The 25,124-nt window shown below is 63.7% G+C and carries 25 protein-coding genes; 21 read left to right on the top strand and 4 right to left on the bottom strand.

Annotated elements, in window-relative coordinates; genetic code table 11:
- Positions 1-34: 34 nt before the first annotated feature.
- The 4 genes from ACO550_RS02705 to ACO550_RS02690 all read left to right on the top strand — a co-directional run bounded on the left by ACO550_RS02705 (position 35) and on the right by ACO550_RS02690 (position 3,331).
- Positions 35-904 (top strand): IclR family transcriptional regulator domain-containing protein, encoded by an 870-nt coding sequence (locus tag ACO550_RS02705; protein ID WP_315593432.1) that lies wholly within the window; start codon positions 35-37, stop codon positions 902-904.
- Positions 861-1,943, top strand: coding sequence for a DUF3108 domain-containing protein (locus ACO550_RS02700; RefSeq protein WP_315593431.1), 1,083 nt, complete (start codon positions 861-863; stop codon positions 1,941-1,943). The genes ACO550_RS02705 and ACO550_RS02700 overlap by 44 nt, the downstream gene beginning before the upstream one ends.
- A 51-nt stretch (positions 1,944-1,994) precedes the next feature.
- Positions 1,995-2,825, top strand: coding sequence for a 3-oxoadipate enol-lactonase (pcaD, locus tag ACO550_RS02695; protein WP_315593430.1), 831 nt, complete (start codon positions 1,995-1,997; stop codon positions 2,823-2,825).
- Between the two features lie 248 nt (positions 2,826-3,073).
- Positions 3,074-3,331, top strand: coding sequence for a BTH_I0359 family protein (locus ACO550_RS02690; protein ID WP_061956410.1), 258 nt, complete (start codon positions 3,074-3,076; stop codon positions 3,329-3,331).
- 103 nt (positions 3,332-3,434) lie between these two features.
- Here the strand turns inward: ACO550_RS02690 and ACO550_RS02685 are convergent, their stop codons facing one another.
- Entirely contained in the window at positions 3,435-3,827 is a 393-nt protein-coding gene (locus ACO550_RS02685; protein ID WP_315593429.1) for a rhodanese-like domain-containing protein, read from the bottom strand.
- 192 nt (positions 3,828-4,019) lie between these two features.
- On the opposite strand from ACO550_RS02685, the gene ACO550_RS02680 reads away from it, so the two are divergent.
- The 5 genes from ACO550_RS02680 (at position 4,020) to ACO550_RS02660 (ending at position 9,978) form a co-directional block, all read left to right on the top strand.
- The gene (locus ACO550_RS02680; RefSeq protein WP_315593428.1) at positions 4,020-5,084 is read left to right on the top strand and encodes a homocysteine S-methyltransferase family protein; all 1,065 of its coding nucleotides are present in this window, start codon (positions 4,020-4,022) and stop codon (positions 5,082-5,084) included.
- A gap of 28 nt (positions 5,085-5,112) precedes the next feature.
- Positions 5,113-7,860 carry a methionine synthase gene (gene metH, locus ACO550_RS02675; RefSeq protein WP_315593427.1) on the top strand — a complete coding sequence of 916 codons (2,748 nt, stop codon included), beginning with the start codon at positions 5,113-5,115 and terminating at the stop codon, positions 7,858-7,860.
- A gap of 309 nt (positions 7,861-8,169) precedes the next feature.
- The gene (locus tag ACO550_RS02670) at positions 8,170-8,547 is read left to right on the top strand and encodes a hypothetical protein (RefSeq protein WP_315593426.1); all 378 of its coding nucleotides are present in this window, start codon (positions 8,170-8,172) and stop codon (positions 8,545-8,547) included.
- A 318-nt stretch (positions 8,548-8,865) separates the two neighbouring features.
- Positions 8,866-9,498, top strand: a complete 633-nt coding sequence (locus ACO550_RS02665) for a response regulator (protein ID WP_315593425.1) — start codon at positions 8,866-8,868, stop codon at positions 9,496-9,498.
- 72 nt (positions 9,499-9,570) lie between these two features.
- Positions 9,571-9,978: a response regulator gene (locus ACO550_RS02660; protein ID WP_315593424.1), complete on the top strand. Its 408-nt coding sequence runs from the start codon at positions 9,571-9,573 to the stop codon at positions 9,976-9,978.
- 22 nt (positions 9,979-10,000) lie between these two features.
- Here ACO550_RS02660 and ACO550_RS02655 read toward each other — a convergent pair whose 3' ends face one another.
- On the bottom strand, positions 10,001-11,392 hold the full coding sequence (locus tag ACO550_RS02655) for a CHASE3 domain-containing protein (protein WP_315593423.1): 1,392 nt from the start codon (positions 11,390-11,392) through the stop codon (positions 10,001-10,003).
- Between the two features lie 273 nt (positions 11,393-11,665).
- On the opposite strand from ACO550_RS02655, the gene ACO550_RS02650 reads away from it, so the two are divergent.
- Together ACO550_RS02650 and ACO550_RS02645 are read left to right on the top strand one after the other, a co-directional pair.
- Positions 11,666-11,830 (top strand): DUF1328 family protein, encoded by a 165-nt coding sequence (locus tag ACO550_RS02650; RefSeq protein ID WP_315593422.1) that lies wholly within the window; start codon positions 11,666-11,668, stop codon positions 11,828-11,830.
- A gap of 118 nt (positions 11,831-11,948) precedes the next feature.
- Complete coding sequence (locus ACO550_RS02645; protein ID WP_315593421.1) at positions 11,949-12,368, top strand: DUF883 family protein; 420 nt, start codon at positions 11,949-11,951, stop codon at positions 12,366-12,368.
- A 153-nt stretch (positions 12,369-12,521) separates the two neighbouring features.
- On the opposite strand, the gene ACO550_RS02640 is transcribed toward ACO550_RS02645, so the two are convergent.
- Positions 12,522-12,842: a DUF1840 family protein gene (locus ACO550_RS02640; RefSeq protein WP_315593420.1), complete on the bottom strand. Its 321-nt coding sequence runs from the start codon at positions 12,840-12,842 to the stop codon at positions 12,522-12,524.
- A 193-nt stretch (positions 12,843-13,035) separates the two neighbouring features.
- Between ACO550_RS02640 and argS the strand changes: the two genes are divergently transcribed.
- The 5 genes from argS (at position 13,036) to ACO550_RS02615 (ending at position 18,201) form a co-directional block, all read left to right on the top strand.
- Positions 13,036-14,856 (top strand): arginine--tRNA ligase, encoded by a 1,821-nt coding sequence (gene argS, locus ACO550_RS02635; protein ID WP_315593419.1) that lies wholly within the window; start codon positions 13,036-13,038, stop codon positions 14,854-14,856.
- A gap of 53 nt (positions 14,857-14,909) precedes the next feature.
- The gene (locus ACO550_RS02630) at positions 14,910-15,674 is read left to right on the top strand and encodes an SPOR domain-containing protein (protein ID WP_315593418.1); all 765 of its coding nucleotides are present in this window, start codon (positions 14,910-14,912) and stop codon (positions 15,672-15,674) included.
- 109 nt (positions 15,675-15,783) lie between these two features.
- Positions 15,784-16,422: a DsbA family protein gene (locus ACO550_RS02625; RefSeq protein WP_315593417.1), complete on the top strand. Its 639-nt coding sequence runs from the start codon at positions 15,784-15,786 to the stop codon at positions 16,420-16,422.
- A gap of 151 nt (positions 16,423-16,573) precedes the next feature.
- Positions 16,574-17,371 (top strand): SDR family oxidoreductase, encoded by a 798-nt coding sequence (locus tag ACO550_RS02620; RefSeq protein ID WP_315593416.1) that lies wholly within the window; start codon positions 16,574-16,576, stop codon positions 17,369-17,371.
- Entirely contained in the window at positions 17,371-18,201 is an 831-nt protein-coding gene (locus tag ACO550_RS02615; RefSeq protein WP_315593415.1) for a helical backbone metal receptor, read from the top strand. Before ACO550_RS02620 ends, ACO550_RS02615 begins: the two co-directional genes overlap by 1 nt.
- 67 nt (positions 18,202-18,268) lie before the next feature.
- Here the strand turns inward: ACO550_RS02615 and ACO550_RS02610 are convergent, their stop codons facing one another.
- Positions 18,269-19,348, bottom strand: a complete 1,080-nt coding sequence (locus ACO550_RS02610; RefSeq protein ID WP_315593414.1) for an MBL fold metallo-hydrolase — start codon at positions 19,346-19,348, stop codon at positions 18,269-18,271.
- A gap of 178 nt (positions 19,349-19,526) precedes the next feature.
- Between ACO550_RS02610 and ACO550_RS02605 the strand changes: the two genes are divergently transcribed.
- The 5 genes from ACO550_RS02605 to ACO550_RS02585 all read left to right on the top strand — a co-directional run bounded on the left by ACO550_RS02605 (position 19,527) and on the right by ACO550_RS02585 (position 25,088).
- Positions 19,527-19,952, top strand: coding sequence for a MerR family DNA-binding transcriptional regulator (locus ACO550_RS02605; protein ID WP_315593413.1), 426 nt, complete (start codon positions 19,527-19,529; stop codon positions 19,950-19,952).
- A gap of 130 nt (positions 19,953-20,082) precedes the next feature.
- Complete coding sequence (locus tag ACO550_RS02600) at positions 20,083-21,264, top strand: acyl-CoA dehydrogenase family protein (protein WP_315593412.1); 1,182 nt, start codon at positions 20,083-20,085, stop codon at positions 21,262-21,264.
- A gap of 103 nt (positions 21,265-21,367) precedes the next feature.
- A complete protein-coding gene (aceK, locus tag ACO550_RS02595) occupies positions 21,368-23,191 on the top strand; it encodes a bifunctional isocitrate dehydrogenase kinase/phosphatase (RefSeq protein WP_315593411.1) in 1,824 nt (607 codons plus the stop codon).
- Positions 23,188-23,859, top strand: a complete 672-nt coding sequence (gene can / locus ACO550_RS02590; protein WP_315593410.1) for a carbonate dehydratase — start codon at positions 23,188-23,190, stop codon at positions 23,857-23,859. Before aceK ends, can begins: the two co-directional genes overlap by 4 nt.
- A gap of 44 nt (positions 23,860-23,903) precedes the next feature.
- Entirely contained in the window at positions 23,904-25,088 is a 1,185-nt protein-coding gene (locus tag ACO550_RS02585) for an acetyl-CoA C-acetyltransferase (RefSeq protein WP_315593409.1), read from the top strand.
- Positions 25,089-25,124: the final 36 nt, after the last annotated feature.

Genomic DNA, 25,124 nt, shown 5'->3' with positions numbered 1-25,124 from the left:
TGGTCGGCATCACTTGCTCCTTTCCCATTGACGCATGACGGTTGTGGACGACGACGACACTGGTGGCGATGGCCGTGACGATGGCCGCGACGATGCGAAGCGCGCGGGCATCCAGTCCATCGAGGTCGGATTCCGGCTGCTGCAGGCGCTGGCCGCATCGCCGCGCGCGATGATGTTGCGTGACCTGGCCGCGGCGGCCGACATGAGCCCGGCCAAGGCCCATCGCTACCTGGTCAGTTTCCAGCGGCTGGGGGCGGTCACGCAGGACGTGGTGAGCCAGCGCTACGACCTTGGCCCCTTTGCGCTGCAACTGGGGCTGGCCGGGCTGAACCGGCTCGATCCGGTGCGCAAGGCGCGGCCGATCCTGTCACAACTGCGCGACGAAATCGACCAGACCGCCGGCATCGCCGTCTGGGGCAATCACGGACCCACCATCGTGCATTGGGAAGAGTCGAGCCATCCGGTGAGCGTGAGCCTGCGTCTGGGCGATGTGATGCCGATGCTGAACTCGGCCACCGGACGGCTTTACGGCGCGTACCTGTCGCGGCGCCAGACCCTGGCGTTGATCGAACGCGAACTGGCCACGCGCGGGGATGCTGGCTTGCCCGACATGCCGGCGTCGCTTGCCGAGTACGACGCGATCTGTGCCGAAGTGCGCAGGCACGGCGCCGCGCGCACGCGTGGCGGCGTATTGCCTGGTATCAACGCCACCTCGACACCGGTATTCGATGCCAACGGACACCTGTCGATGGCGCTGATCGTGCTCGGCGCACAGAGCGTATTCGATGCAGAATGGGGCGGCGCGGTCGATGCCCGCGTGCGCGATATCGCACGACAGATCTCTTCGGAACTCGGTTATCTTGGCGACAGCCAAACGGCCGGACAGGCCGGCCAACCCTCATAGCCGCACGCGGCGCTTGCGCCGCTGGCTCGCGGTGATCGCACTGGTGGCGATCGTGCATGTACTGGTGCTGTTGGGCCTGGTGCGCATGCCGATCCCACCGATGCCGGCCGTGCCGCAAGCGCCGGTGATCGAGGCGATCCTGCTGCCGCCGGCACCTCCGGCGCCGCCGCCACCAGCCCCGCGTCCCGTGCAACGTCCGTCGGTTCGTCCGGCGCAGCCGTCTCAAACGCCCGTTCAGGAAACCGCGCCGGTGCCCACGGCACCCGCACTGGCCAATTCACCGGGTGGCGATACCACCGCCAATGCCGGTGAAGGTGGCCCGGGCACCGCTGCATCCGCCGCGCCGGAACCGGCGCCGGGACCGCCTGCACCACCTGCACCACCTGCACCGCCTGCACCACGCTATGCCGCACCGGCTTCGGTCACCATGCGCTACGCCAGTTTCGTCAACGGCGTGCAAAACCCCGACGGCATCATTCGCTGGGAGCAGGACGGCAAGCACTATCGCCTGGCCGTGGAAACGCGCGTGCTGTGGTTCCGCTTTGCGTTTCAAAGTACTGGCGATATCGGTGAGCGCGGTTTGTCGCCAACCCGCTATGAGGAAGCACGCCGCAGCAAGGTCGAAGTGGCGCGTTTTGACTACGGCGCCAACACGGTGGTGTTTGAAACGCGTGGTGGACAGGTGCCGATTCCGGCAAATTTCCAGGATCGCTTCAGCGTCTTCCTGCAACTGGTGGGCCGGGCGCGCGGCGATCCACAACGCTACGCCACGCCCGGTGTGACCGAGAGCTTCAATGTCTCCGATACTCGGGAAGTGGAGGCAATGCAGGTTCAGTACGTGGGCGAGGAAGACATCGACATTGGCACCGGACTGGTGCGCGCGCGGCATTTCATGCGTCTGCCGCGCCACTCCAACGACAAGCGCCGCGTGGAAATCTGGCTTGCGCCATCGCTGGACTGGATGCCGGCGCGGCTGCGTCAGACAGAGCCTGATGGCACGCAGATCGATCTCGTCTATCGTAGTAGTGAGGCGCGGTGATGCGAGTGACGTAAGTCGGCACATCAGCCGTGACAGCACGGGGACTGAAACATGCCTGACACACAGGTGCAGCGAATCAAGGCTGGCGATGTCCATCTGCAGGTCCGCATCGATGGAAGGGAAGGGCCGTGGGTGGTCCTGGCCCACGCGCTAGGTGCGAATCTGACACTGTGGGATGACACCGCCAGGCACTTGTCAACGCGCTACCGCGTGCTGCGTTTTGATCTGCGTGGGCATGGCGGCAGCGATGCACCGGTTGGCGCCTATACGATGGCGCGGCTTGCCGACGATGTGGTCGCGCTGATGGACGCACTGGATATCGGTCAAGCGCACTTCTGTGGGGTGTCGGTGGGCGGGATGGTCGCCCAGACTCTGGGCGTCAGGCATGCGGAGCGATTGCTGTCGCTGACCCTGGTGGACACGATCGACCGTACGCCAATGGAAGCCCACCCGATGTGGGCCAACCGGATCGGCCAGGCGGAAGCGCATGGCATGGCGGGCATGATTTCGGCAACGATGGAGCGCTGGCTGACGCAGCCGTTTCGCGACCGCCATCCCGACGTCGTGGACAGGATCAGCCGGATGCTGCGCGGCACGCCCGTGCAGGGGTATGTCGGGGTGGCGCAGGCAATCGTCGCGTTCGATCTGGCCGAGGCAATTGGCCGGATTCGCTGTCCGACCCTGGTGGTGACCGGGGCCAACGACGAGGGCTCGCCATTGTCGATGGCCCAATCCATTGCGGAAAAAATTCCGGGTGCGAAGCTTGAGGTGTTACCTGATGCCGCGCACCTGTCGTTTATCGAACAACCGGAACGCTTCCATGCGATCTTCGATGCGTTCCTGGGGCATGCGGCATGTGGCGGGCAATGTGATATTCCGTAACAGCATTGCGAAGATCGCAACACAGTAATGTTCGGGAAGGCCCGGTGCTCAAGAAACTTGCGTGAAGCGCCGATGCCCAAAGATACGAGGGAAGCAAAGGCACGCAAGGTTCGTCCGGTAGTACAACTTGAATTACGGACGACTACCCTCAGCTTGGAGAGGAAATCGCATCGATTTCGGGGACTTTGTGCCGGAAACCGCAGCAATGCGCGGAAATCGATGCCAACCATACGCCAGGAGGTAGTGCGATGCAAATGATCTACAACAGCGACAATTACTGCATTGTCGAGTTTGGAGCAGATGTCGAGCATGCGACCCTTGCCTCGGGCGGCTACGAAATCGTCGACAAGAACCTGAAACGCGAAATTTTCCTCGGCGGTCATATGGCCGAGACCTTCCGCGCCGATGTGACGCGTCTGATCGAGAGCGAGCCATCCGTGGAGGAAGTCGACGAGTTTCTCGGCAAGTTCGATACCGTGATGAACAATCCGCTGGTGATGCACTGAGTATCACGGCGCTATCGGGCCTGAAGGAACTGAAGGCAAAACGCCCGCCCTGCGAGCTGCAGGGCGGGCGTTTTCTTTTGCGTCGTGGCGGACCTGCAGGCAGTCAGTACTGCTCCCACGGCAAACCATCATGTCGCCAGCCATTCACGGTATTGCGATGGCGCTGGGAATCGAGATCGCCTTCGAAGCCATGCAGCACGTTGTACACCGTGGTAAAGCCAGCGCCTTCCAGCGCACGCGCCGCCGCGGAAGACCGGTTGCCGCTGCGGCAGATCAGCAGCACGGGCCGCGCCGACACATGCCCGGCCAGTTTCTTCACCCCCTGCACGAAATGCGGGTTGACTTCCCAGTCGGGGCCATCATTCCAGGGCACGTTGTGCGCACCTTTCGGATGACCGACAAACAGGTACTCCATTTCGCTGCGGCAGTCGATAAACAGTGCGTCGGGCTCGGCGTCGAGCAGCGCGCGGGCGTCGTTAGGGCTCAGGTGTTGCATGCGAAGTGGCTTTGGTGGCGAATACGTCTCTCAGTGTAGGCGGCGGGCACCGTGCTGACAACCGGCACGGGCATCGTTGCCTACCTTGGCCCGCGCCCGCAAGCCCTTGTCCTACCTGATAAAATCCCGTTCTTGCCCAAATTGCGCGCCCCCGACCGTTTGGCCGGGCGCGACATCCAGAGAAGCCCCATCATGAGCGCAGTTCAATCCGCCCCTCGCCCCTATACCCGGGCCGCCAGCCTGCCCGCGCTGCTGCGCGAACGCATCCTGATCCTTGACGGCGCGATGGGCACGATGATCCAGCGCTACAAGCTTGGCGAGGCCGAATACCGCGGCACGCGTTTCGCCGAGCACGTAATCGACGTGAAGGGCAACAACGAGCTGCTGTTGCTGACGCGTCCGCAGGTTATCAGCGAAATCCACGAGCAATACCTGGCCGCCGGTGCCGACCTGATCGAGACGAACACCTTCGGTGCCACGCGCGTGGCCCAGGAGGACTACAAGATGGCGGACCTGGCGTACGAAATGAACGTCGAGGCCGCCAGGCTCGCCAAGGCTGCCTGCGACAAGTACAGCACGCCGGACAAGCCGCGTTTCGTGGCCGGCGCATTCGGCCCCACGCCCAAGACCGCCAGCATCAGCCCCGACGTCAACGACCCCGGCGCGCGCAATGTCACGTTCGAGGAATTGCGCGATTCGTACTATGAGCAGGGCAAGGCGTTGCTCGAAGGCGGGGCGGATGTGTTCCTGGTCGAAACGATCTTCGACACGCTCAACGCCAAGGCCGCGCTGTTCGCGATCGACCAGTTGTTCGAAGACACCGGCGAACGCGTGCCAGTAATGATCTCGGGCACCGTGACCGACGCCTCGGGCCGCATCCTGTCGGGCCAGACCGTCGAGGCCTTCTGGAACAGCCTGCGCCACGCGCGCCCGGTCACGTTCGGCCTGAACTGCGCACTGGGTGCCACGCTGATGCGCCCGTACGTCGCCGAACTGGCCAAGATCTGCGACGCCGCCGTGTCGTGCTATCCGAACGCCGGCCTGCCGAACCCGATGAGCGACACCGGCTTCGACGAAACACCTGAAGTCACTTCATCGCTGGTGGAAGAGTTCGCAGCCTCGGGGCTGGTGAACCTGGTCGGCGGTTGCTGCGGCACCACGCCGGACCATATCGCCGCGATTGCAAAGCGTGTTGCCGACAAGGCGCCGCGCACGTGGCCGGGCCAATACCGTGACGCAGCCGAACAGGCCGCCTGATCCATCGCACGCAAAGAGAACAGAAATCATGAGCCAGCAAAACCTGCCCCCGCGTCCGATGCGCCTGTCCGGCCTGGAGCCGTTCACGATCGATGACGACACGCTGTTCGTCAACGTTGGCGAGCGGACCAACGTCACCGGCTCCAAGGCCTTCGCCCGCATGATCCTGAACGGCCAGTTCGACGAGGCGCTGGCCGTGGCGCGCCAGCAAGTGGAGAACGGCGCGCAGATCATCGACATCAACATGGACGAGGCGATGCTCGATTCGCAGGCGGCGATGGTGCGCTTCCTGAACCTGATTGCATCGGAGCCCGATATCGCGCGCGTGCCGATCATGATCGACTCGTCGAAGTGGGACGTGATCGAAGCCGGCCTGAAGTGCGTGCAAGGCAAGCCGGTGGTGAACTCGATCTCGCTCAAGGAAGGCAAGGAACAGTTCCTGCACCACGCGGCGCTGATCCGTCGCTACGGTGCCGCCACGGTGGTGATGGCGTTCGACGAACAGGGCCAGGCCGACACGTTCGCGCGCAAGACCGAGATCTGCAAGCGCAGCTACGAGGTGCTCGTGAACGAGGTGGGATTCCCGCCGGAAGACATCATCTTCGATCCGAACATCTTTGCGGTGGCCACCGGTATCGAGGAGCACAACAACTACGCGGTGGACTTCATCGAAGCCACGCGCTGGATCAAGCAGAACCTGCCGTACGCGAAGGTAAGCGGCGGCGTGTCGAACGTATCGTTCTCGTTCCGCGGCAATGACCTGGTGCGCGAGGCGATCCACACCGTGTTCCTGTACCACGCGATCGAGGCGGGCATGGACATGGGTATCGTCAATGCGGGCCAGCTTGGCGTGTACGACCAGCTCGATCCCGAATTGCGCGAACGTGTCGAAGACGTGGTGCTGAACCGCCGCGACGACGCCACCGATCGGTTGCTGGAGATCGCGGACCGCTTCAAGGGCGGTAGCGCAAAGAAGGAAGAGAACCTGGCCTGGCGTGGCACGCCCGAGCAACCGGTGCCGGTGGCGCAGCGTCTGGCCCATGCGCTGGTGCACGGCATCACCACGTTTATCGTCGAGGATACCGAGGAAGTGCGCCAGGAAGTGGCGGCGCGCGGCGGACGCCCGATCGAGGTGATCGAAGGCCCGCTGATGGATGGCATGAACGTGGTGGGCGACCTGTTCGGTGCCGGCAAGATGTTCCTGCCGCAGGTGGTGAAGAGCGCGCGCGTGATGAAGCAGGCGGTGGCGCATCTGCTGCCGTACATCGAGGAAGAAAAGCGCCTGCTGGCGGAAGCTGGCGGCGATGTGCGCGCACGCGGCAAGATCGTGATCGCCACCGTGAAGGGCGATGTGCACGATATCGGCAAGAACATCGTGTCGGTGGTGCTCCAGTGCAACAACTATGAAGTGGTGAACATGGGCGTGATGGTCCCGTGCAACGAGATCCTGGCGCGCGCCAAGGTCGAGGGCGCGGACATCGTGGGACTGTCGGGCCTGATCACGCCGTCACTCGAGGAAATGGCCTATGTCGCGTCCGAAATGCAGCGCGACGACTATTTCCGCATCAAGAAGATTCCGCTGCTGATCGGCGGCGCCACCACCTCGCGCGTGCATACCGCGGTCAAGATCGCGCCGAACTACGAAGGCCCGGTGGTCTACGTGCCCGATGCCTCCCGCTCGGTCAGCGTGGCGTCGAGCCTGCTGTCCGACGACGGCGCGGCGAAGTACCTGGACGAACTGAAGTCCGACTACGAGCGCATCCGCACGCAGCACGCCAACAAGAAGGCCACGCCGATGGTGACGCTGGCCAACGCGCGTGCCAACAAGACGCCGGTCGACTGGAGCGGCTATGTGCCGCCAAAGCCCAAGTTCATCGGCCGCCGGGTGTTCCGCAACTACGACCTGTCCGAGCTGGCCAACTACATCGACTGGGGTCCGTTCTTCCAGACGTGGGACCTCGCCGGCAAATTCCCCGATATCCTCAACGACGAGATCGTCGGCGAATCGGCGCGCCGCGTGTTTTCCGATGGCAAGAGCATGCTCGCGCGCCTGATCCAGGGGCGCTGGCTGACGGCCAATGGCGTGATGGCGCTGCTGCCGGCCAATACGGTCAATGACGATGACATCGAGATCTACACCGACGAATCGCGCAGCAAGGTTGCGCTGACCTGGCACAACCTGCGCCAGCAGAGCGAGCGTCCGGTGGTGGACGGCGTGCGTCGACCGAATCGTTGCCTGGCTGACTTCGTTGCACCGAAGTCCAGCGGCGTGGCCGACTATATCGGCCTGTTCGCGGTCACGGCCGGGATTGGCGTGGACAAGAAGGAAGCACAGTTCGAAGCCGATCACGACGACTACAGCGCGATCATGCTCAAGGCGCTGGCCGACCGTCTGGCCGAGGCTTTCGCCGAATGCCTGCACGAGCGCGTGCGCAAGGACCTGTGGGGGTATGACGCGGCGGAGACGCTGAACAACGATCAGCTGATCGACGAAGCGTACCGCGGCATCCGTCCGGCACCCGGCTATCCGGCGTGCCCCGAGCACACGGTCAAGGCGCCAATGTTCGAGCTCCTCGATGCAGCCGACATCGGCATGGGCATCACCGAGTCACTGGCAATGACGCCGGCGGCGTCAGTGAGCGGCTTCTACCTGTCGCATCCGGACTCCACGTACTTCAGCGTCGGCAAGATTGGCCAGGACCAGCTCGATGACATGGTGTCGCGACGCGGCGAAGACCGGCTCACGCTGGAACGCGCACTGGCGCCGAACCTGTAATCCGTTATCGGCAGCTGTAAGCAGTTGCAATGGCCGGGACACTGCAAGCCAGCGGTGTCCCGGCTTTTTGTTTTCCGGCGCGGACCTTTGATCTGCAAGGGATTGCAGGCTTTCACGTTATCGTGCGGTACGTATCGGGGATTGACCGACTTTGTCCGCAATGTCTTCACTACTGCTTACAGGCCATTACAAGTGCTCACAGACCGGCGGCGTTCTGCTCCCTAGACTGGGCCTCAGTTCACGTAACACCGCGTGGATGCCGCAAGCGAATGTTTCGCTGCGGAGCATTCCAGTAAAGGAGTCTCTCCCATGAAGAAGCTGCTGATCTCCCTGTCCGCCCTGTCGATTGCTGCTGCCTCGTCGCTGGCGATGGCGCAAGGAACCGGTGCCACGGTTGGCACGCAAACCGGCGTCGGCGCAGCGGTAAGCACGCCTGCGGCGTCGACCGGCATCAATGCCGGTGTGAATGCAGGTGGTTCGGCATCGGGTGGAGCAGTGACACCTGGAGCCGCGGCTGATACCGGTGCCAAGGCCGACCTGGGCGCGAATGCGGATGCAGGTGCCAAGGCCGGTACCTCGAAGAGCAAGCATGGCAGCCACGCCAAGTCGAAGTCGAAGAAGGGCGACAGCAAAGAGCTGGGCGCCAATGCCGGGGCCGGTGCCGATGCCGGTACGAAGATCCAGTAACCGCTGACTGGTATGCGGGACGCCGGGCGGGCCCCTCCAGACCGCCTCGCTTCCGCCACCGGGAATTGACCGACGGGCGCCATTGGCGCCCGTTTTCCGTTTGCATCCTTCTCCGCAGGTGCACGGATGCCGCGGTGCAGCAAATTCTCCCGCGCGGTCGCTGGCTGCTACCCCTCCATCAGACGTTTCCGGCTGTCGCGGTGGCGCGTCATGTCAGCCTGACACCGACATATTCGGCGTCGCGCCGGCACTACAATGCAGGAAACCGGCCCGGATCGTGCTTGGCACGCGGGCCGCCCCCTCACCGTGGAGACACCGATGATCCGCGTCTTGATCGCCGACGATCATGAGATCGTACGCGCCGGTCTGCGCCAGTTCATTTCAGAGGAACCCGACATCAAGGTGACGGGCGAAGCCGCCAGCGGCGACGAAGTGATGGCGCAGTTGCGCGACAATGAGTTCGATGTACTCGTACTCGATATTTCCATGCCGGACCGCAACGGCATCGATGTGCTCAAGCTGATTCGACAGCGACTGCCCAATCTGCCGGTGCTGATCCTGTCGACCTACCCGGAAGACCAGTACGCGATCAACCTGATCCGTGCCGGTGCGTCGGGCTATCTCACGAAGGAATCCGCACCGGACGACCTGGTCAAGGCCATCCGTACCGTCGCACAGGGACGCCGCTATGTGAGCCCCGTCGTGGCGGACCTGCTGATCGGCGGGCTCGACAAGCCGACCGAGCAGCCCGTGCACCAGATGCTGTCCGAGCGCGAGTTCCAGATCTTCTGCAAGCTGTCGCGCGGACAGTCGGTCTCGGTAATTGCCGACGAACTGTTCCTGAGTGTGAAGACCGTCAGCACGTATCGGTCCCGCATCCTTGAGAAGATGGGCATGAAGACCAACGCGGACCTGACCTATTACGCCATCAAGAATGGCCTGGTGGAATAGGGCAGCCATCGATCGATCATGTCCAGATTGCCCTTCGTCCAACCTTTCGCCCGACTTTAACCACGACGCGCCATGCCGGAGCAAGCCACGGCCTCTCCCAACCGTTCGCTGCGAGTCCTCCTGATCGAGGACTCGGAGGTGTTGCGTGGCATGCTGCTCGAATACCTGACCGCGTTCCCGTTCGTGGAAAGCGTGGACTGGGCGGACACGGAGAGCATGGCGGTGGGCCTGGCAGGCCGTGGTCACTACGACGTGGTGATCGTCGACCTGCAATTGCGCCAGGGCAATGGCATCAACGTGCTGCGCGAAATGCAGAAGCACTCGGTGCCTGGTCTGCGCATCGTCTACACCAACCACGCGCAGGTATCGATGTACCGGCGCCAGTGCACGGACGCTGGCGCCGACTATTTCTTCGACAAGTCGCTTGAGCTGGAGCAGGTGTTCCGCGTCATCGAGGATTACGCGACATCGGCGTCGTAAGACTGGCGAAAACCGACGTCGCTCAGATCTCCGTCGCCTCTTCCGGCGGCGCCAGCACCGTGGTGGTCAGCGGTACCTCGATACGGATCGACACGCCCTTGCCGGGTGCCGAATCGATATGCATCGTGCCGCCCAGTGCCAGCACGCGTTGTTCCATTCCCAGCAGACCATGATGGCCGGCAATGCTGCCGGCATCGAAATCGGGCGGCAGGCCGCGGCCATCGTCGCGCACGGTCAGCGTCAGTTCCTGGTCCGTGCATGCCAGGCAAACCTGGATATGCGTCGCCTCGGCGTACTTGCTGGCGTTGTTCAGGGATTCCTGCACGATCCGGTATAGCGCGATTGCCGCGCTGTCGCGCAATGGTGGCAGCGATTCGGGCAGGTCCAGGCGGGTTTCCCACTGGTTGCGGGCGCCCACGTCTTCCACGTGCTGCACGATGGCTTCGCGCAGCCCCAGGTTCAGCAGCACGGTGGGACGCAGGTCCTCGATCAGGCGGCGCTTGATCTGGATGGCCTGGTCGGCGTGTTGCATCACGCGCGTGATCTTGTCGCGCGCTTCAGGATGCGTGGCCTGTACGCGCATCTTCACCCAGTGCAGGTCGAGCTTGATGGCGGTCAGGATCGCGCCGAGCTCGTCATGCAGTTCGCGCGACAACCGCGTCTTCTCTTCCTCGGTCACGCGCTGCAGGTGCGCCGCCAGCGCCGAAAGCTGGCGCGTGCGGGCGCGCACCTTGCGATCCAGCCGGGCGCTTTCTTCTTCCAACTGTTCGCGCGCCGCTTCGGCCATGGTCATGCGCCGCTGATGACCGAGCCCCACCGCCACCAGCAGCATGATGTTGATGGCGGTCAGCAGGCCGATGCCATACCGCGACAGCTGCAGGTCATGTTCGGCCGCTTCCAGGTTATGCGTGACCGTGCCCGATTCGCGCGACTGCAACTGCTCGAGGCCACGCCGCGCGCTTTCCATGGTCTGTTTGCCGAAGTCGGTGCGGATCATGTCCAGCGCCACGTCGACGTCGCGCTTGCCGTACACCAGCGTCAGCGCCATCTCGTTGAGCTTGCGCGTGACGAACTGCGACGCCTCGCCAAACTGCCGCAGGCCCTCGGGATCCTGCGCGTAATGCTGGCGGATACGGGCCATCAGTTCGGTGATATGGGGCAGTGCCTTGTAGTACGGATCGAGATAGCTGTCCTTGCCGGTCAGCAGGAAGCCGCGCTGACCGGCCTCGGCATTGACCAGTTCGGCCATCAGCGCGCCGAGGTCGCTTTGCAGCTGCTGCGAACGGATGGCTTCGGTGTAGCCCTCGCGCAGGCGCAGGTTGCCGGTTTCCGAGGCAATCAGCACGGCCAGCGTCAGCACGATGCCGCCCGCGAGCAGCAGGGTGTTTCTCAGGAGTAGGGAATGCTTGGCCATCGGGAGTTACCGGTTGAGGCACCGCGCGCGCGGGCAGGCGAGCGGCCATGGAATCACATCGCTTTCGTGTGGTCAATCGTACCGGCGACGGTGCCGCGCCACATCCGGCGCGGTGCGCGGCGCAATGTAGGACTCGGCTGACACGTGAATCGGTCTGGTTTCGGTGTGCGGTCCGAGGGTGGAACCCTACGATGAGGCTATGAGCTTGCGCACCGTGGCGCAAGCCGAACGCACCCCGAACCGGATGCGTTCGCTAACCTCGGGAGACCGGTCATGCTGTACTACGCACTCGTCTTTTTTGTTGTCGCCCTGGTGGCGGCGATCTTCGGCTTCGGTGGTATTGCGGCCGGCGCGGTGGAAATCGCCAAGATCCTGTTCTTCATCTTCCTGGTCGTAGCCCTGGTGACATTCATCATGGGCCTGGTGCGCCGACGCTGAGGACGCTTGGGCTTGAAGGTCTGAAGCCTGAATCCTGAAGCCGCGCAGCAGCGTTGTCCGCCGGGCTCCCCGGCGGGCGGCGGGCCGAAAACCCTCCCTCGGAACTCAAGGAGTACCCATGCTCACGCAGAACCCCAAGATCCGCAAGGAAATCAATCATCTGCAAGACAGTGCCGACGCGGCTGTACGCCAGATCCGGCATTCCGCCCGCGATACCCGCGAGGCCGTTGCGCCCGCTTCGGACGAAGTCAAGGCGTTGATCGCCCAGCTTCAGCAAACCATCGATGTACTGGCCCATGAAGGCTCGGCCGAAAGCATGGCTGCGGGGCGCCGCCTGCGTGCGCGGGCCCATGAGCTGTCCGATCGCATGCGCGAACGCGGCCGTGACGGTATGGAGTGGGCACGTGACCAGGTGGACGTGGCAGTCGACCACGGCCGGCAGCGCGTGGTGGAATCGCCGCTGAAGGCCGTGGGGCTGGCGGCGCTGGTCGGTGCATTCGTCGGCCTGTTGCTGGCCGGCCGCCGCAACGGCGATTGACCGGGACTGGCCAGACCAGACAATCCCCCTGTTCAGAGGGCAGCGCCGAACGGAGTTGCCTTTACCCCTGCAGCAACCCCCTTTCCGGACATATCCCTGATCCGGGATACCCGGGCACCTCGCGGTGTCCGGGTTCTTTTTTTGGGGGCGGCGTCAGACGCCCCACATCACATCGGTGCCTTCCTTCTGCGACAGGCGCAGCATGTCCAGGAACGGGTAGGCGCGCTGCCCAAGATGCAGTGGCTCCTCTTCCCGCTCGTCTTCCTTGCCCGGGTGTACGGTGGTGTCGGCCGGATGGACCTTCTTCGCGTCCTGGACGGCGGCTTCGAGCTTGCGGATCGCAGCCGGCATTTCCTCGGACGTGATCACCCCGCGTTCGCCCAGATGCTTGCCGATAATGCCAAGCAGCGTGATGGCAAGGTCCTTCATCATGATGAGGTCTTGCGCCGCGTGGGATTTGAAGGTGATCAGCATGATGTTTCCTTTCACGAGTTGCGGCACTGGCGCGCGATGCACACAGGCAGTCGCATGATGTCAGCATAGCACCTGATAAAATTCCGCGTTTCCCGATTTCCACGACCGGTCACGCGGCGCAGCCTTCACTTCACTTGAAGCCTCCCGACGATGCCGGAAGCATTCCAGCCTCAAGCTCAAGGCCCAGATATCCATGCTGCCTGTTCAGACCATCCAACTTGCCGCCGCGTTCACTGACGCCGTGCGCGCGCTTGCCCCGGCCGACGCCAACCTGCCCGAGGTCACGTTCGAGCGCCCCAAGGCGGCCGCTCACGGCGACCTGGCCTGCAACATCGCCATGCAGGTGGCCAAGGCCCTGAAGACCAACCCGCGCGAACTGGCGCAGAAGGTGGTGGACGCCGTCCAGGCCGACCCGCGTGCCTCGGCGCTGGTGGCCGCGCTGGAGATTGCCGGCCCGGGCTTCATCAACCTGCGCCTGAGCCCCGCGGCGCGCGCGGAAGTCCTGCGCGCGGTGCTGGCCGACGGCGACCGCTTTGGCGCGCGCCCGGCTGGCGAGCACGGGCAGGTGCTGGTGGAGTTCGTGTCGGCCAATCCGACCGGGCCGCTGCACGTGGGCCACGGCCGCCAGGCGGCGCTGGGCGACGCCCTGGCAAACCTGCTGGCGTGGCAGGGCTGGGCCGTGCATCGCGAGTTCTACTACAACGACGCCGGCGTGCAGATCCACACGTTGGCCATTTCGGTGCAGGCCCGCGCGCGCGGCCTGAAGCCCGGTGATGCGGGCTGGCCCGAGTCCGCTTACAACGGCGACTACATTGCCGATATCGCCGCCGACTTCCTGGCTGGCAAGACCGTGGCGGCTTCCGATGGCGAGCCGGTGACCGCATCGGGCAGCATCGACGACCTGGAATCGATCCGCAAGTTTGCCGTGACCTACCTGCGCAACGAGCAGGACATCGACCTGCAGGCGTTCGGCGTCAAGTTCGATCGCTACTACCTGGAGTCGTCGCTGTACAGCGACGGCCGTGTGGAAGGCGCGGTGCAGTCGCTGATCGGCAAGGGCAAGACCTACGAGAGCGAAGGCGCGCTGTGGCTGCGCACCACCGACGACGGCGACGACAAGGACCGCGTCATGAAGAAGTCGGACGGCACGTACACGTATTTCGTGCCTGACGTGGCCTACCACACCACCAAGTGGGAGCGCGGCTTCGCCAAGGTCATCAACGTGCAGGGCAGCGACCACCACGGCACCATTGCGCGCGTGCGCGCCGGCCTGCAGGGGCTCGATATCGGCATCCCGAAGGGCTATCCCGACTACGTGCTGCACAAGATGGTCACGGTGATGAAGAACGGCGAGGAGGTGAAGATCTCCAAGCGGGCCGGCTCGTACGTGACCGTGCGCGACCTGATCGAATGGAGCAATGGCGGCGATGAAACCATCCGCGCCTGCCTGGACGCCAACGTGGCCGACTGGCCCGCGCACTTCACGCGCGGCCGCGACGCGGTGCGCTTCTTCCTGCTGTCGCGCAAGGCCGACACCGAGTTCGTGTTCGACGTGGACCTGGCGCTGAAGCAGAACGACGAGAACCCGGTGTACTACGTGCAATACGCCCATGCACGCATCTGCTCGATCTTCGAGGCATGGGGCGGCGCGGACTGGCAGGCGCGCCTGCCAGAACTGGCCAGCGTGGACCTGGCGGCCGTGACCGCAGCCGACGTGAGCCCGCAGGCGATTGCGCTGGGCCGCCGCCTGGCGGAGTTCCCCGACATGCTGGCTGCCGCCGCTGGCGAACTGGCCCCGCATGCGGTGGCGTTCTACCTGCGCGACCTGGCTGGCGACTTCCATGCGTTCTACAACGCCGACCGGGTGCTCGTGGACGACGACGCCGTCAAGCGCGCCCGGCTGGCGCTGCTGGCCGCCACGCGCCAGGTGCTCAAGAACGGCCTGGCCGTGATTGGCGTCTCGGCACCGCAACGGATGGACCGCACCACGGACCAGGAATCGCCTGCCGCCTGACTTTGCGTGCCGGGACTGGCTCTATAATCCCCGGCATCACTGAAGAGGACTTCATGCAACAGAATGCCAAGCGCGTCCCGCGCACTGTTCGCCATAGCCAGACGCAGCGTGGCGGCACGTTCCTGGGCCTTGTGCTCGGGCTGATCGTCGGCCTGGCGATCGCCGTGGTTGTCGCGCTCTACATCACCAAGTCGCCGGCGCCGTTCCAGCAGAAGGGCGGTAATGGCAGTACGGCGCCGCGCCCGAGCGAGCCCGGCAACGTCGCCAGCACGCTGCCGAACCCGACCCAGCAGGCCCAGCCCAACGCCGAACCGAGCGATCCCAACAAGCCGCTCTGGAGCAAGACCCCGCCCAAGCCGGTGGGACAGCCCGAGCAGCCTGCCGCGCCGGCGCAGCCGCCGGTGGCCACCAGCCGCCCGGCGGATACGGGTAACGGCTCCGGCGGCATCACGGGTGCCAGGCCGACAGAAAAGCCGGCCGAAAAGCCGGCTGACAAGTCCGCTGAAAAGCCGGCTACGCGGCCGGCCGAGAAGCCGGTTGCCGATCCGATCGCGGAAATTGCCCAGGCCGATGCCAACAAGGTCGGATACCTGCTGCAGGTGGGCGCGTTCCGGTCGCAGGATGATGCCGACCGCCAGAAGGCCAACCTGGCCATGCAGGGTTTCGAGGCCAAGGTGACCGATCGCGATGTCAACGGCGTCAAGATGTATCGCGTTCGACTGGGGCCGTTCAACCGCATCGAAGACATGAACCGCGCGCGCGACCGCCTGCAGTCGGCGGGCTTCGACGCCTCGGTCATCCGCTTCACCAAGCAGTAATACTTTGAAACCTGCTGGCGGCGCTGGCGTGAACCAAGCGCCGCCGGGCTGGTCATAGACGCATTCCACCCGCTTGTTCTGCTCGTTCAACCCGTAAGGCCCTTCGAACATGAAGAAAATTGCCGCACTGATTGCCACCGCTGCCGCCGTGAGCGGCCTGCTGATGTCCGCGCCCGCCGCCATGGCCGCGCCGACGGAAGGCAAGGACTACACGGTTCTGAAAGCCCCGCAGCCGGTGCCGGCCGGCAAGATCGAAGTTACCGAGTTCTTCTGGTACGGCTGCCCGCACTGCTATGACTTCGAGCCCGAACTGGAAGCGTGGGTCAAGAAGCAGGGCAAGGACGTGGTATTCAAGCGCGTGCCGGTGGCGTTCCGCGAGGACCTGCTGCCGCATACGAAGATCTTCTATGCGCTGGAAACGCTGGGCAAGCTCGATGCCATGCACACCAAGGTGTTCGACGCGATCCACAAGCAGCGCAAGCGCATGGTCGATACGAATGAAATTGCCGATTTCATGGCCGCCAACGGCATCGACCGCAAGCAGTGGCTCGATACCTACAACTCGTTCTCGGTAACCACCAATTCGCAACGCGCGAACAAGATCGCCGACGCCTACAAGATCGACGGCGTGCCGACCGTGGTGGTGCAGGGCAAGTATGAAACGTCCCCGTCGATCGCCGGCACCAAGGGTGGCGCGATCCAGGCGATGGACTTCCTGGTCGAAGGCGTGCGCGGCAAGAAGCTTTGATTGTTGCAAGCTGATGCTTGAACAGCCCGGTGCAGGGATGCGCCGGGCTGTTTTGCTTTGGAGCCTGCGGCATTTTGACGCGCCGGCCCTCTCCCCCAGCCCCTCTCCCGCGGGCGGGAGAGGGGAGCGAACCGGGGGTATATTCACGGCCATGCAACCTCAAAAAATCTTTCTTACCGGCGCGTCGAGCGGCATTGGCCAGGCGCTGGCTCGTGCGTATGCGGAACAGGGCGCCGTGCTGGGCCTCGTTGGACGGCGCGAGGACGCCTTGCGCGCCTTTGCCGATAGCCTGCCGAATCCCGCTACCGTGCGCATCTATGCCGTCGATGTGCGTGATGCCGATGCGATGGGCGCCGCCGCAGCCGATTTCCTGGCCCATGTCGGGTGTCCGGACGTAGTGGTCGCCAATGCGGGCATCTCGGTAGGCACGGTGGCCAGCGAGCGCGAGGACCTTGAAGTGTTCCGCGCGGTCATGGACACCAACTGGTATGGCACGTTGACCACGTTCCAGCCGTTCCTGGACCCGATGCGCCGGCAGGCACCCGGGCGCGATGGCTGGCGTGGCACGCTGGTCGGCATTGCCAGCGTGGCCGGGATTCGTGGCCTGCCCGGCGGCGGCGCGTATAGCGCGTCGAAGTCTGCGGTGATCAAATTGCTGGAAAGCCTGCGGCTCGAACAGTCGCGCGAGCGGATTCGCGTGGTCACGATTACTCCGGGCTATATCCGCACGCCGATGACCGAGCACAATCCGTACAAGATGCCATTCCTGATGGACGCCGACGTGTTCGCGCGCAAGGCGGTGCGCAAGATTGCGGCAGGTACGCGCTTTGCGGTGATTCCATGGCAGATGGGCATGGTGGCATCAGTGCTGCACGTACTGCCGCGCTGGCTTTACGACGCATTGTTCCGGCGCGCACCGCGCAAGCCGCGCCGTTCGCGGAGCGCGTGATGTGGACCGACGCGCTCGGACAGGAACACGACGTTGCATCCGGCACGGTGCGTATTGCTTCGCTGGTGCCTTCGATTACCGAGTTGTTGTTCGACCTGAACCTGGCCGATCGCATGGTCGCACGCACCGGCTTCTGCATTCATCCCGAGCCAGCGGTGCGGGCCGTGGCGAAGGTGGGTGGCACCAAGGACGTGAACCTGGAGAAATTGCATGCGCTGGCGCCGACCCACGTGATCGTCAATATCGACGAAAACCGCCGTGAGGCCGTTGATCAGATACGCAGCTTCGTTCCGCACGTGATCGTCACGCATCCATGCCGGCCCGATGACAACTTCGCGCTCTATGAACTGCTTGGCGGCATCTTCGGCCGGCAGGCCGAAGCGGAAAGACTTGCCAATGATCTGCGCAGCGCGCTCGATGCGCTACGTTCGCAACGCTGGCCCACGCGTCGCGTGCTGTACGCGATCTGGCAGGACCCGTGGATGACGGTTTCGCGCGCCACCTATATCAGCCAGATGCTCGCCTTGGTGAACTGGACGACGTGGCCGGACGATGTGCTGGAAGCCTGTGTCGATGGCGACTGCAGCCGTCCGAATGCGCAGGGAGAGCGCTACCCATCGTTTCGGTGGAGCGATGCGCTGGTACGCGAGCTCGATGCCGTGCTGCTTTCCACCGAACCGTACCGCTTTACCGAGGATCACGCCGATGCGCTGGAACGCCAGATCGGCAAGCCGGTGTTGCTGGTGGATGGCGAGATGCTGTCGTGGTACGGCAGCCGCGCGGTGGCCGGGGTGCGGTATCTGAGAGAACTGGCGACGGCCGGAATTTGACCGATTGTGGTCTCCCCTCTCCCGCATGGCGGGAGAGGGGCGGGGGAGAGGGCCGGCGCGTGAAGGACTACGGTGCCTTCGTAAACCGGATCACCCCATCGTCGCCACAATGTCGCACCAGTTCCCCGCGATGCCATAGCGCATGCAGGTGCGCCAATGCCTCGCCAATCGCGAACGTCAGCTGGTGGATATCGAACTGGCGGCGGAAGATCACGCCGACGATGTCGAACGCGTTGCAGGGCTTTTCGGCGCAGGCTGCCAGCGTCTCGGCTAGGCGGTCGACATGGTGCTCGCGCAACTGGCGAATCCGGGTATGCATATTCCGGAACGGCCGGCCGTGCGAAGGCAGCACCAGCACGTCGTCGGGCAGCGGCTCGTATTTGCCGAGTGAATCAAGATAGAGCTGCAGCGGGTTGGCCTCGGGCTCCATGTCGAACACGCTGACATTGGTCGAAATGCGCGGCAACACCATGTCGCCAGAGATCAGAACGTTGGTGGCGGCGTTGTAGAGCGCCACATGCTCGGGCGCATGGCCGTACCCCGTGATCACGCGCCACGAAGCCGATGCCGGGTCGGCGCCGATGGCCACCGTGTCGCCATCCATCAGGCGGCGATATTGCGTAGGCAGGTCCGGTACCAGCGACGGGTAGTAGCTCTTGCGCGCGCGCAGCTTTTCAAGGTTGTCGGGGTCGGTCAGACCGTGGCGCGCAAAGTGGCTGGCCGCGAAGTCGCCGCCGGCATTCGATCCCACGCCCGAGCCGCCCGCCATCACGCGTGCCGACATATAGTCGCCCAGGCTCATCCAGAGCCGTACGTCCCAATGCTTGCAGAGCCAGTGGGCCAGCCCGACGTGGTCGGGGTGGCAATGGGTGACCAGCACGCGCAGCACGGGCAGCCCTTCCAGTTCCCTGGCGAAGATGGTTTCCCAATGGGCCTTGATCGTGTCGTTGGTGATGCCGCAATCGACAATGGTCCAGCCGTCGCGGCCATCGATGCGGTCGCGCAGCAGCCACAGGTTGATATGGTCCAGCGCAAAGGGCAGCGGCATGCGCAGCCAGTACACGCCCGGCGCCACTTCCTTGCGGTTGCCCGGGTCCGGCATGTCTTCGCCAAACGGATACTGGAGTTGATGTTCGAGTGCGTTCATGGGGTTTGTCTCGTTGGAAAGCCGGCGCCTCTGGTGGCGCTCTTTATTGTCGATTGTCAGGCGGCCCAGTTGACGCTAACGTTAACGTCAATTTGCGGGTCACGTTCGTCATCTTAGACGAAAAAGTTGATTGCGCAACGAATGCACGAACGACCGTTCACTTTTTTCGGGGACGCCCATGTCGGCCCAGCCAACTTCCGCCACCTACACGATTACCGATCTTGCGCGCGAATTCGAGATTACGCCGCGCGCGATCCGCTTCTATGAAGACCAGGGTTTGCTGTCGCCCGACCGCGAAGGGCCCAGCGGCCGCAAGCGCGTCTACAACGGCCGTGAGCGGACACGCCTGAAGCTCACGCTGCGCGGTAAAAGGTTAGGGCTTACTCTCAGTGAAATCCGCGAGATTCTGGATCTTTACGAATCGCCGCGCGATACCGCACCGCAACTCGAACGCTTTCTACACCTGTTGTCGGAGCATCGCGGCGCCCTTGAACGGCAGCTGGAAGACCTGCAGGCGCAATTGGCGGAAATCGACCAGCATGAGCGCCATTGCAAGATGCTGTTGGCGACGCATCATGGTGGAAGCAAGACCCATATGGCCTGAATCATCGACAAGGCCGCACCGTATCAGACCCAATTGACGTTTACGTAAACGTCAATACAATAGCTGGACAGATCGATACCGAACCGCGCGCCGCCCGCCAACCGAGGCGGCCGACACAGGAGACACGACCATGACTGAGCTTCCCGGCCTGAAATTCGACCTTGGCGAAGACATCGAGATGCTGCGCGAATCGGTGCGCAACTGGGCGCAGGCCGAGCTGGCGCCGCGCGCCGGAGAAATCGACCGTACCGACCAGTTCCCGATGGACGCATGGAAGAAGATGGGCGACCTCGGCGTGCTGGGCATCACGGTGGCCGAGGAATACGGCGGTGCCAATATGGGCTACCTGGCCCATATGGTGGCGATGGAGGAAATCAGTCGTGCGTCGGCATCGGTCGGCCTGTCATACGGCGCCCATTCGAACCTGTGCGTGAACCAGCTGCACCGCAACGGCTCGGCAGCGCAGAAGGCCAAATACCTGCCGAAGCTGGTGTCGGGCGAGTGGATTGGCGCGCTGGCCATGAGCGAGCCGAACGCCGGATCGGACGTGGTCAGCATGAAGCTGCGCGCCGACTTCAAGGGTGACCGCTATGTGCTGAACGGCACCAAGATGTGGATCACCAACGGCCCCGATTGCGATGTTCTGGTGGTGTATGCCAAGACCGAGCCCGACCTGGGCGCGCGCGGCATGACGGCCTTTATCGTCGAAAAAGGCATGAAGGGCTTTTCGGTGGCGCAGAAGCTCGACAAGCTCGGCATGCGCGGCTCGCACACCGGCGAACTGGTGTTCCAGGACGTGGAAGTCCCGGTCGAGAACATCCTCGGTGCCGAGAATGGCGGCGCCAAGGTACTGATGAGCGGGCTCGACTATGAGCGCGCGGTGCTGTCGGGTGGCCCGGTCGGCATCATGCAGGCCTGCATGGACGTGGTGACTCCCTACATCCACGACCGCAAGCAGTTTGGCCAGAGCATTGGCGAATTCCAGCTGATCCAGGGCAAGGTGGCCGATATGTACACCACGTTGCAGGCTGCGCGCAGCTACCTGTACACGGTTGGCAAGAACCTGGATGCGCTGGGTACCGACCATGTGCGCCAGGTGCGCAAGGATTGCGCGGCCGTGATTCTCTACACCGCCGAGAAGGCAACCTGGATGGCCGGGGAGTCGGTGCAGATCCTGGGCGGCAACGGCTATATCAACGAGTATCCGGCCGGACGCCTGTGGCGCGACGCCAAGCTGTACGAGATTGGCGCCGGCACCTCGGAGATCCGCCGCATGCTGATTGGCCGCGAACTGTTTGCCGAGACCATGTAAGTACAGAACTGACGCCGGAGATGTTCGGTACTACCCGCTGGTAAGTACCGAACACCCTTACAATCCTGATTGCAGCCGCCCGCCCGTCCAGAACCTTCGAGTCATGTCCCACTTCCCCAAGCTGCTCTCCTCGCAGATTGCCTACGATGTGGCTCGCACCATGCTGGATGGGTTCGACAAGCATTACCGGCTGTTCCGCGAAGCCAGCCTGGCCGCGAAGACACGCTTCGAGGCCGGGGACTGGCATGGCCTGCAGAAGCTGCAGCGCGACCGCATCGCGTTCTACAACGAGCGCGTGCATGAAACCGTGGTGCTGCTACAGGACGAATATGACGCCGAACATATCGACGACGGCATCTGGCAGCAGATCAAGCTGCATTACATCGGCCTGCTGACCAACCATCACCAGCCCGAACTGGCCGAGACGTTTTTCAATTCGGTCTGCACGCGGATCCTGCACCGTTCGTACTTCAACAACGATTTCATCTTCGTGCGCCCGGCGATCTCGACCGAGTACATCGAGAACGAGGAATCGCCGATGCGGCCCACCTACCGCGCCTACTATCCGGGCAGCCGGCAAGGCATGGCGGCGTGCTTCGAGCGGATCGTCCACAACTTCCAGCTGGACGTGCCGTTCGAGGACCTGAAGCGCGATATCGGTTTTGTACTGCGGGCCATTACCGAGCACGCCGGCGAATTCCGCATTGCGCCCAATTTCCAGGTGCACACGCTGTCGTCGCTGTTCTTCCGCAACAAGTCGGCGTTCATCATCGGCCGCGTGCTGAATGGCGACCAGACCTGGCCGATGGTGATCCCGGTCATCCATGGTGCGTCAGGCAAGCTCGTGCTCGACACCGTGCTGCTGCGTCCCGAGCAACTGCTGATCCTGTTCTCGTTCGCGCATGCGTACTTCATGGTCGATATGGAGATTCCGTCGGCCTATGTCACCTTCCTGCGCGACCTGCTGCCGCGCAAGGCGCGCGCCGAGATCTACGCGTCGCTGGGTTTGCAGAAGCAGGGCAAGAACCTGTTCTACCGCGATTTCCTGCATCACCTGCAGCATTCGTCGGACCGGTTCATCAGCGCGCCCGGCATCAAGGGCCTGGTGATGCTGGTGTTCACGCTGCCGTCGTTCCCGTACGTGTTCAAGGTGATTCGCGACGCGTTTCCGCCGCCCAAGGAAACCACGCGCGAACTGGTGGAGTCGAAGTACCAGCTCGTCAAGCAGCATGACCGCGTGGGACGCATGGCCGATACGCTCGAATACTCGGACGTGGCGTTCCCGTTGTCGCGTTTCGACGAGGCACTGGTGCGCGAGCTGGAACAGCATGCGCCGTCGATGGTCGAATACCAGCGCGGCAAGGACGGCATGGACGAGATCGTGGTCCGCCATGTCTATATCGAGCGCCGCATGACGCCACTGAACATCTGGCTGCAGGAAGGCACCGACGAGCAGGTGGACCACGGCATCCTCGAGTATGGCAATGCCATCAAGGAGCTGATCGCCGCGAATATTTTCCCGGGTGACATGCTCTACAAGAATTTTGGCGTCACGCGCCACGGTCGCGTGGTGTTCTACGACTACGACGAGATCGAATACCTGACCGATTGCAATATCCGGCGCGTACCCGAGCCGCGCAATGAGGAAGAGGAAATGTCGGGCGAGGTGTGGTACACCGTACGTCCGCACGACATCTTCCCGGAGACGTATCGCACGTTCCTGCTCGGGGATCCACGCGTGCGCGCCGCATTCTTGCGGCACCATCCCGATTTCTTTGACGCCGCCATGTGGCAGCACCACAAAGACCGGCTGCTGGCCGGCCATGTTCATGACTTTTTTGCCTATCAGACTCAAGATCGCTTCAGCCACCGCTACGGTGCAGACGCAGGCCCCGGTTCAACCAATGACTCAAGGAGGGCAGCATGAGTGATGCCATTGCCCAGCTGTTCCGCAACAACCGCGAATGGGTAGACCGCGTCAACGCGGAAGACCCCGCATTCTTTACGCGCCTGGCCAACCAGCAGGCACCGGAATACCTGTGGATCGGTTGCTCCGATTCGCGCGTGCCCGCTAACCAGATCCTGGGCCTGGCGCCGGGCGAGGTCTTCGTCCACCGCAATATCGCCAACGTGATCTCGCATAGCGACCTGAACGCGCTGTCGGTGCTGCAATTCGCGGTGGACGTGCTCAAGGTGCGCCATATCACCGTGGTCGGCCACTATGGCTGCGGCGGCGTGAAGGTGGCGCTCAAGCGCCAGCGCGTGGGCCTGGCCGACAACTGGCTGCGTCACGTGCAGGACGTGGCCGACAAGCATTCGGCCTACCTCGGTACCGTGCTGCGCGAGGACGATGCGCATACGCGACTGTGCGAGCTGAACGTGATCGAACAGGTCAACAATGTTTGCCAGACCACGGTGCTGCAGGACGCCTGGGCGCGTGGCCAGGCCGTGACCGTGCATGGCTGGGTCTACGGCGTGTCCGACGGCCTGCTGCGCGACCTCGGCATGGCGGCCAGCAACAACGACGAACTGCAGGAGCAGATTGCCGCGGCGCTGCGCCAGTATGGCGATCCGCCCCAGGCCTCGATTCGCTGAATACCACCACTGAAGCCCAAGCCTGCTTCACAGGAGACCCAGACATGCAACAAGATCCGATCGTTATCGTTTCCGTGGCACGTACCCCGATGGGGGCGTTTCAAAGCGAACTGAGCAGTCTGACGGCGCCGCAGCTTGGCGCCACGGCAATCCGCGCGGCGGTCGAGCGTGCCGGTCTCAAGCCGGAGCAGGTGCAGGAAGTGGTGTTCGGCTGCGTGCTGCCGGCAGGGCAGGGCCAGGCACCGGCACGGCAGGCCGCGCTGGGCGCCGGCCTGCCGATCGACGTGGCCTGTACCACGGTCAACAAGATGTGCGGCTCGGGCATGCGCGCCGCGATGAGCGTGTATGACGGGTTGCTGGCAGGCTCGTTCGAGATCGCGGTGGCCGGCGGCATGGAAAGCATGACCAATGCGCCGTACCTGATTCCGAAAGGACGCGGCGGTTATCGCATCGGCCACGGCATGATCTATGACCACATGATGCTGGACGGCCTGGAAGATGCCTACGACAAGGGCCGCTCCATGGGCACGTTTGGCGAGGACTGCGCGGCCAAGTACCAGTTCACGCGCGAACAGCAGGACGCGTTCGCGATGGAATCGGTACGCCGCGCGCAACGCGCCACCGAGGCCGGCGATTTCCGCTGGGAGATTGCGCCGGTCACGGTGTCGGGCAAGGGCGGCGACACGGTCATCGATACCGATGAGGGCCCGCGCCGCATCAAGGTCGACAAGATCCCGTCGCTGAAGCCCGCGTTTGCGAAGGACGGCACCATCACCGCCGCATCGTCGTCGTCGATCAATGACGGCGCGGCCGCGCTGGTGATGATGCGCGAATCCAAAGCCAGGGCGCTGGGCCTGATGCCGGTGGCGCGCATGCTGGGCCATACCTCGCACGCCCAGGCGCCGGGCTGGTTTGCCACCGCACCGGTGGATGCGATCGCCAAGCTCTACCGCAAGCTCGACTGGAACAGCGATAGCGTCGACCTGTTCGAGATCAACGAAGCATTTGCGGTGGTGCCGATGGCGGCGATGCACGATCTCAAGATTCCGCACGAGAAGGTCAACATTCATGGCGGTGCGTGTGCGCTGGGTCACCCTATCGGTGCCTCGGGCGCGCGCATCATGGCCACGTTGATTGGCGCACTACGCAAGACCGGCGGCAAGCGCGGCGTGGCCAGCCTGTGCATTGGCGGCGGCGAAGCCACCGCGGTCGGTATCGAAATCGTCTGACAACAAGAAACAACCAGCAAGAACGGCAACAACAAA

This window comes from Cupriavidus sp. (assembly GCF_057315035.1).
Note: the sequence above shows the minus strand (reverse complement) of the source record. Positions and strands in the feature narration are given on the sequence as shown.

Excerpts from the sequence above, each read along its gene's own strand:
- metH (WP_315593427.1), top strand. The coding sequence starts at position 5,113 with ATGAGCCAGCAAAACCTGCCCCCGCGTCCGATGCGCCTGTCCGGCCTG.
- ACO550_RS02685 (WP_315593429.1), bottom strand. The coding sequence starts at position 3,827 with ATGCAACACCTGAGCCCTAACGACGCCCGCGCGCTGCTCGACGCCGAG.
- ACO550_RS02690 (WP_061956410.1), top strand. The coding sequence starts at position 3,074 with ATGCAAATGATCTACAACAGCGACAATTACTGCATTGTCGAGTTTGGA.
- can (WP_315593410.1), top strand. The coding sequence starts at position 23,188 with ATGAGTGATGCCATTGCCCAGCTGTTCCGCAACAACCGCGAATGGGTA.
- ACO550_RS02610 (WP_315593414.1), bottom strand. The coding sequence starts at position 19,348 with ATGAACGCACTCGAACATCAACTCCAGTATCCGTTTGGCGAAGACATG.
- ACO550_RS02625 (WP_315593417.1), top strand. The coding sequence starts at position 15,784 with ATGAAGAAAATTGCCGCACTGATTGCCACCGCTGCCGCCGTGAGCGGC.
- ACO550_RS02600 (WP_315593412.1), top strand. The coding sequence starts at position 20,083 with ATGACTGAGCTTCCCGGCCTGAAATTCGACCTTGGCGAAGACATCGAG.
- ACO550_RS02630 (WP_315593418.1), top strand. The coding sequence starts at position 14,910 with ATGCAACAGAATGCCAAGCGCGTCCCGCGCACTGTTCGCCATAGCCAG.
- ACO550_RS02665 (WP_315593425.1), top strand. The coding sequence starts at position 8,866 with ATGATCCGCGTCTTGATCGCCGACGATCATGAGATCGTACGCGCCGGT.
- ACO550_RS02605 (WP_315593413.1), top strand. The coding sequence starts at position 19,527 with ATGTCGGCCCAGCCAACTTCCGCCACCTACACGATTACCGATCTTGCG.
- ACO550_RS02680 (WP_315593428.1), top strand. The coding sequence starts at position 4,020 with ATGAGCGCAGTTCAATCCGCCCCTCGCCCCTATACCCGGGCCGCCAGC.
- ACO550_RS02650 (WP_315593422.1), top strand. The coding sequence starts at position 11,666 with ATGCTGTACTACGCACTCGTCTTTTTTGTTGTCGCCCTGGTGGCGGCG.
- aceK (WP_315593411.1), top strand. The coding sequence starts at position 21,368 with ATGTCCCACTTCCCCAAGCTGCTCTCCTCGCAGATTGCCTACGATGTG.
- ACO550_RS02645 (WP_315593421.1), top strand. The coding sequence starts at position 11,949 with ATGCTCACGCAGAACCCCAAGATCCGCAAGGAAATCAATCATCTGCAA.
- ACO550_RS02705 (WP_315593432.1), top strand. The coding sequence starts at position 35 with ATGACGGTTGTGGACGACGACGACACTGGTGGCGATGGCCGTGACGAT.
- ACO550_RS02660 (WP_315593424.1), top strand. The coding sequence starts at position 9,571 with ATGCCGGAGCAAGCCACGGCCTCTCCCAACCGTTCGCTGCGAGTCCTC.
- ACO550_RS02585 (WP_315593409.1), top strand. The coding sequence starts at position 23,904 with ATGCAACAAGATCCGATCGTTATCGTTTCCGTGGCACGTACCCCGATG.
- pcaD (WP_315593430.1), top strand. The coding sequence starts at position 1,995 with ATGCCTGACACACAGGTGCAGCGAATCAAGGCTGGCGATGTCCATCTG.
- ACO550_RS02670 (WP_315593426.1), top strand. The coding sequence starts at position 8,170 with ATGAAGAAGCTGCTGATCTCCCTGTCCGCCCTGTCGATTGCTGCTGCC.
- ACO550_RS02615 (WP_315593415.1), top strand. The coding sequence starts at position 17,371 with ATGTGGACCGACGCGCTCGGACAGGAACACGACGTTGCATCCGGCACG.
- ACO550_RS02640 (WP_315593420.1), bottom strand. The coding sequence starts at position 12,842 with ATGCTGATCACCTTCAAATCCCACGCGGCGCAAGACCTCATCATGATG.
- ACO550_RS02655 (WP_315593423.1), bottom strand. The coding sequence starts at position 11,392 with ATGGCCAAGCATTCCCTACTCCTGAGAAACACCCTGCTGCTCGCGGGC.
- argS (WP_315593419.1), top strand. The coding sequence starts at position 13,036 with ATGCTGCCTGTTCAGACCATCCAACTTGCCGCCGCGTTCACTGACGCC.
- ACO550_RS02620 (WP_315593416.1), top strand. The coding sequence starts at position 16,574 with ATGCAACCTCAAAAAATCTTTCTTACCGGCGCGTCGAGCGGCATTGGC.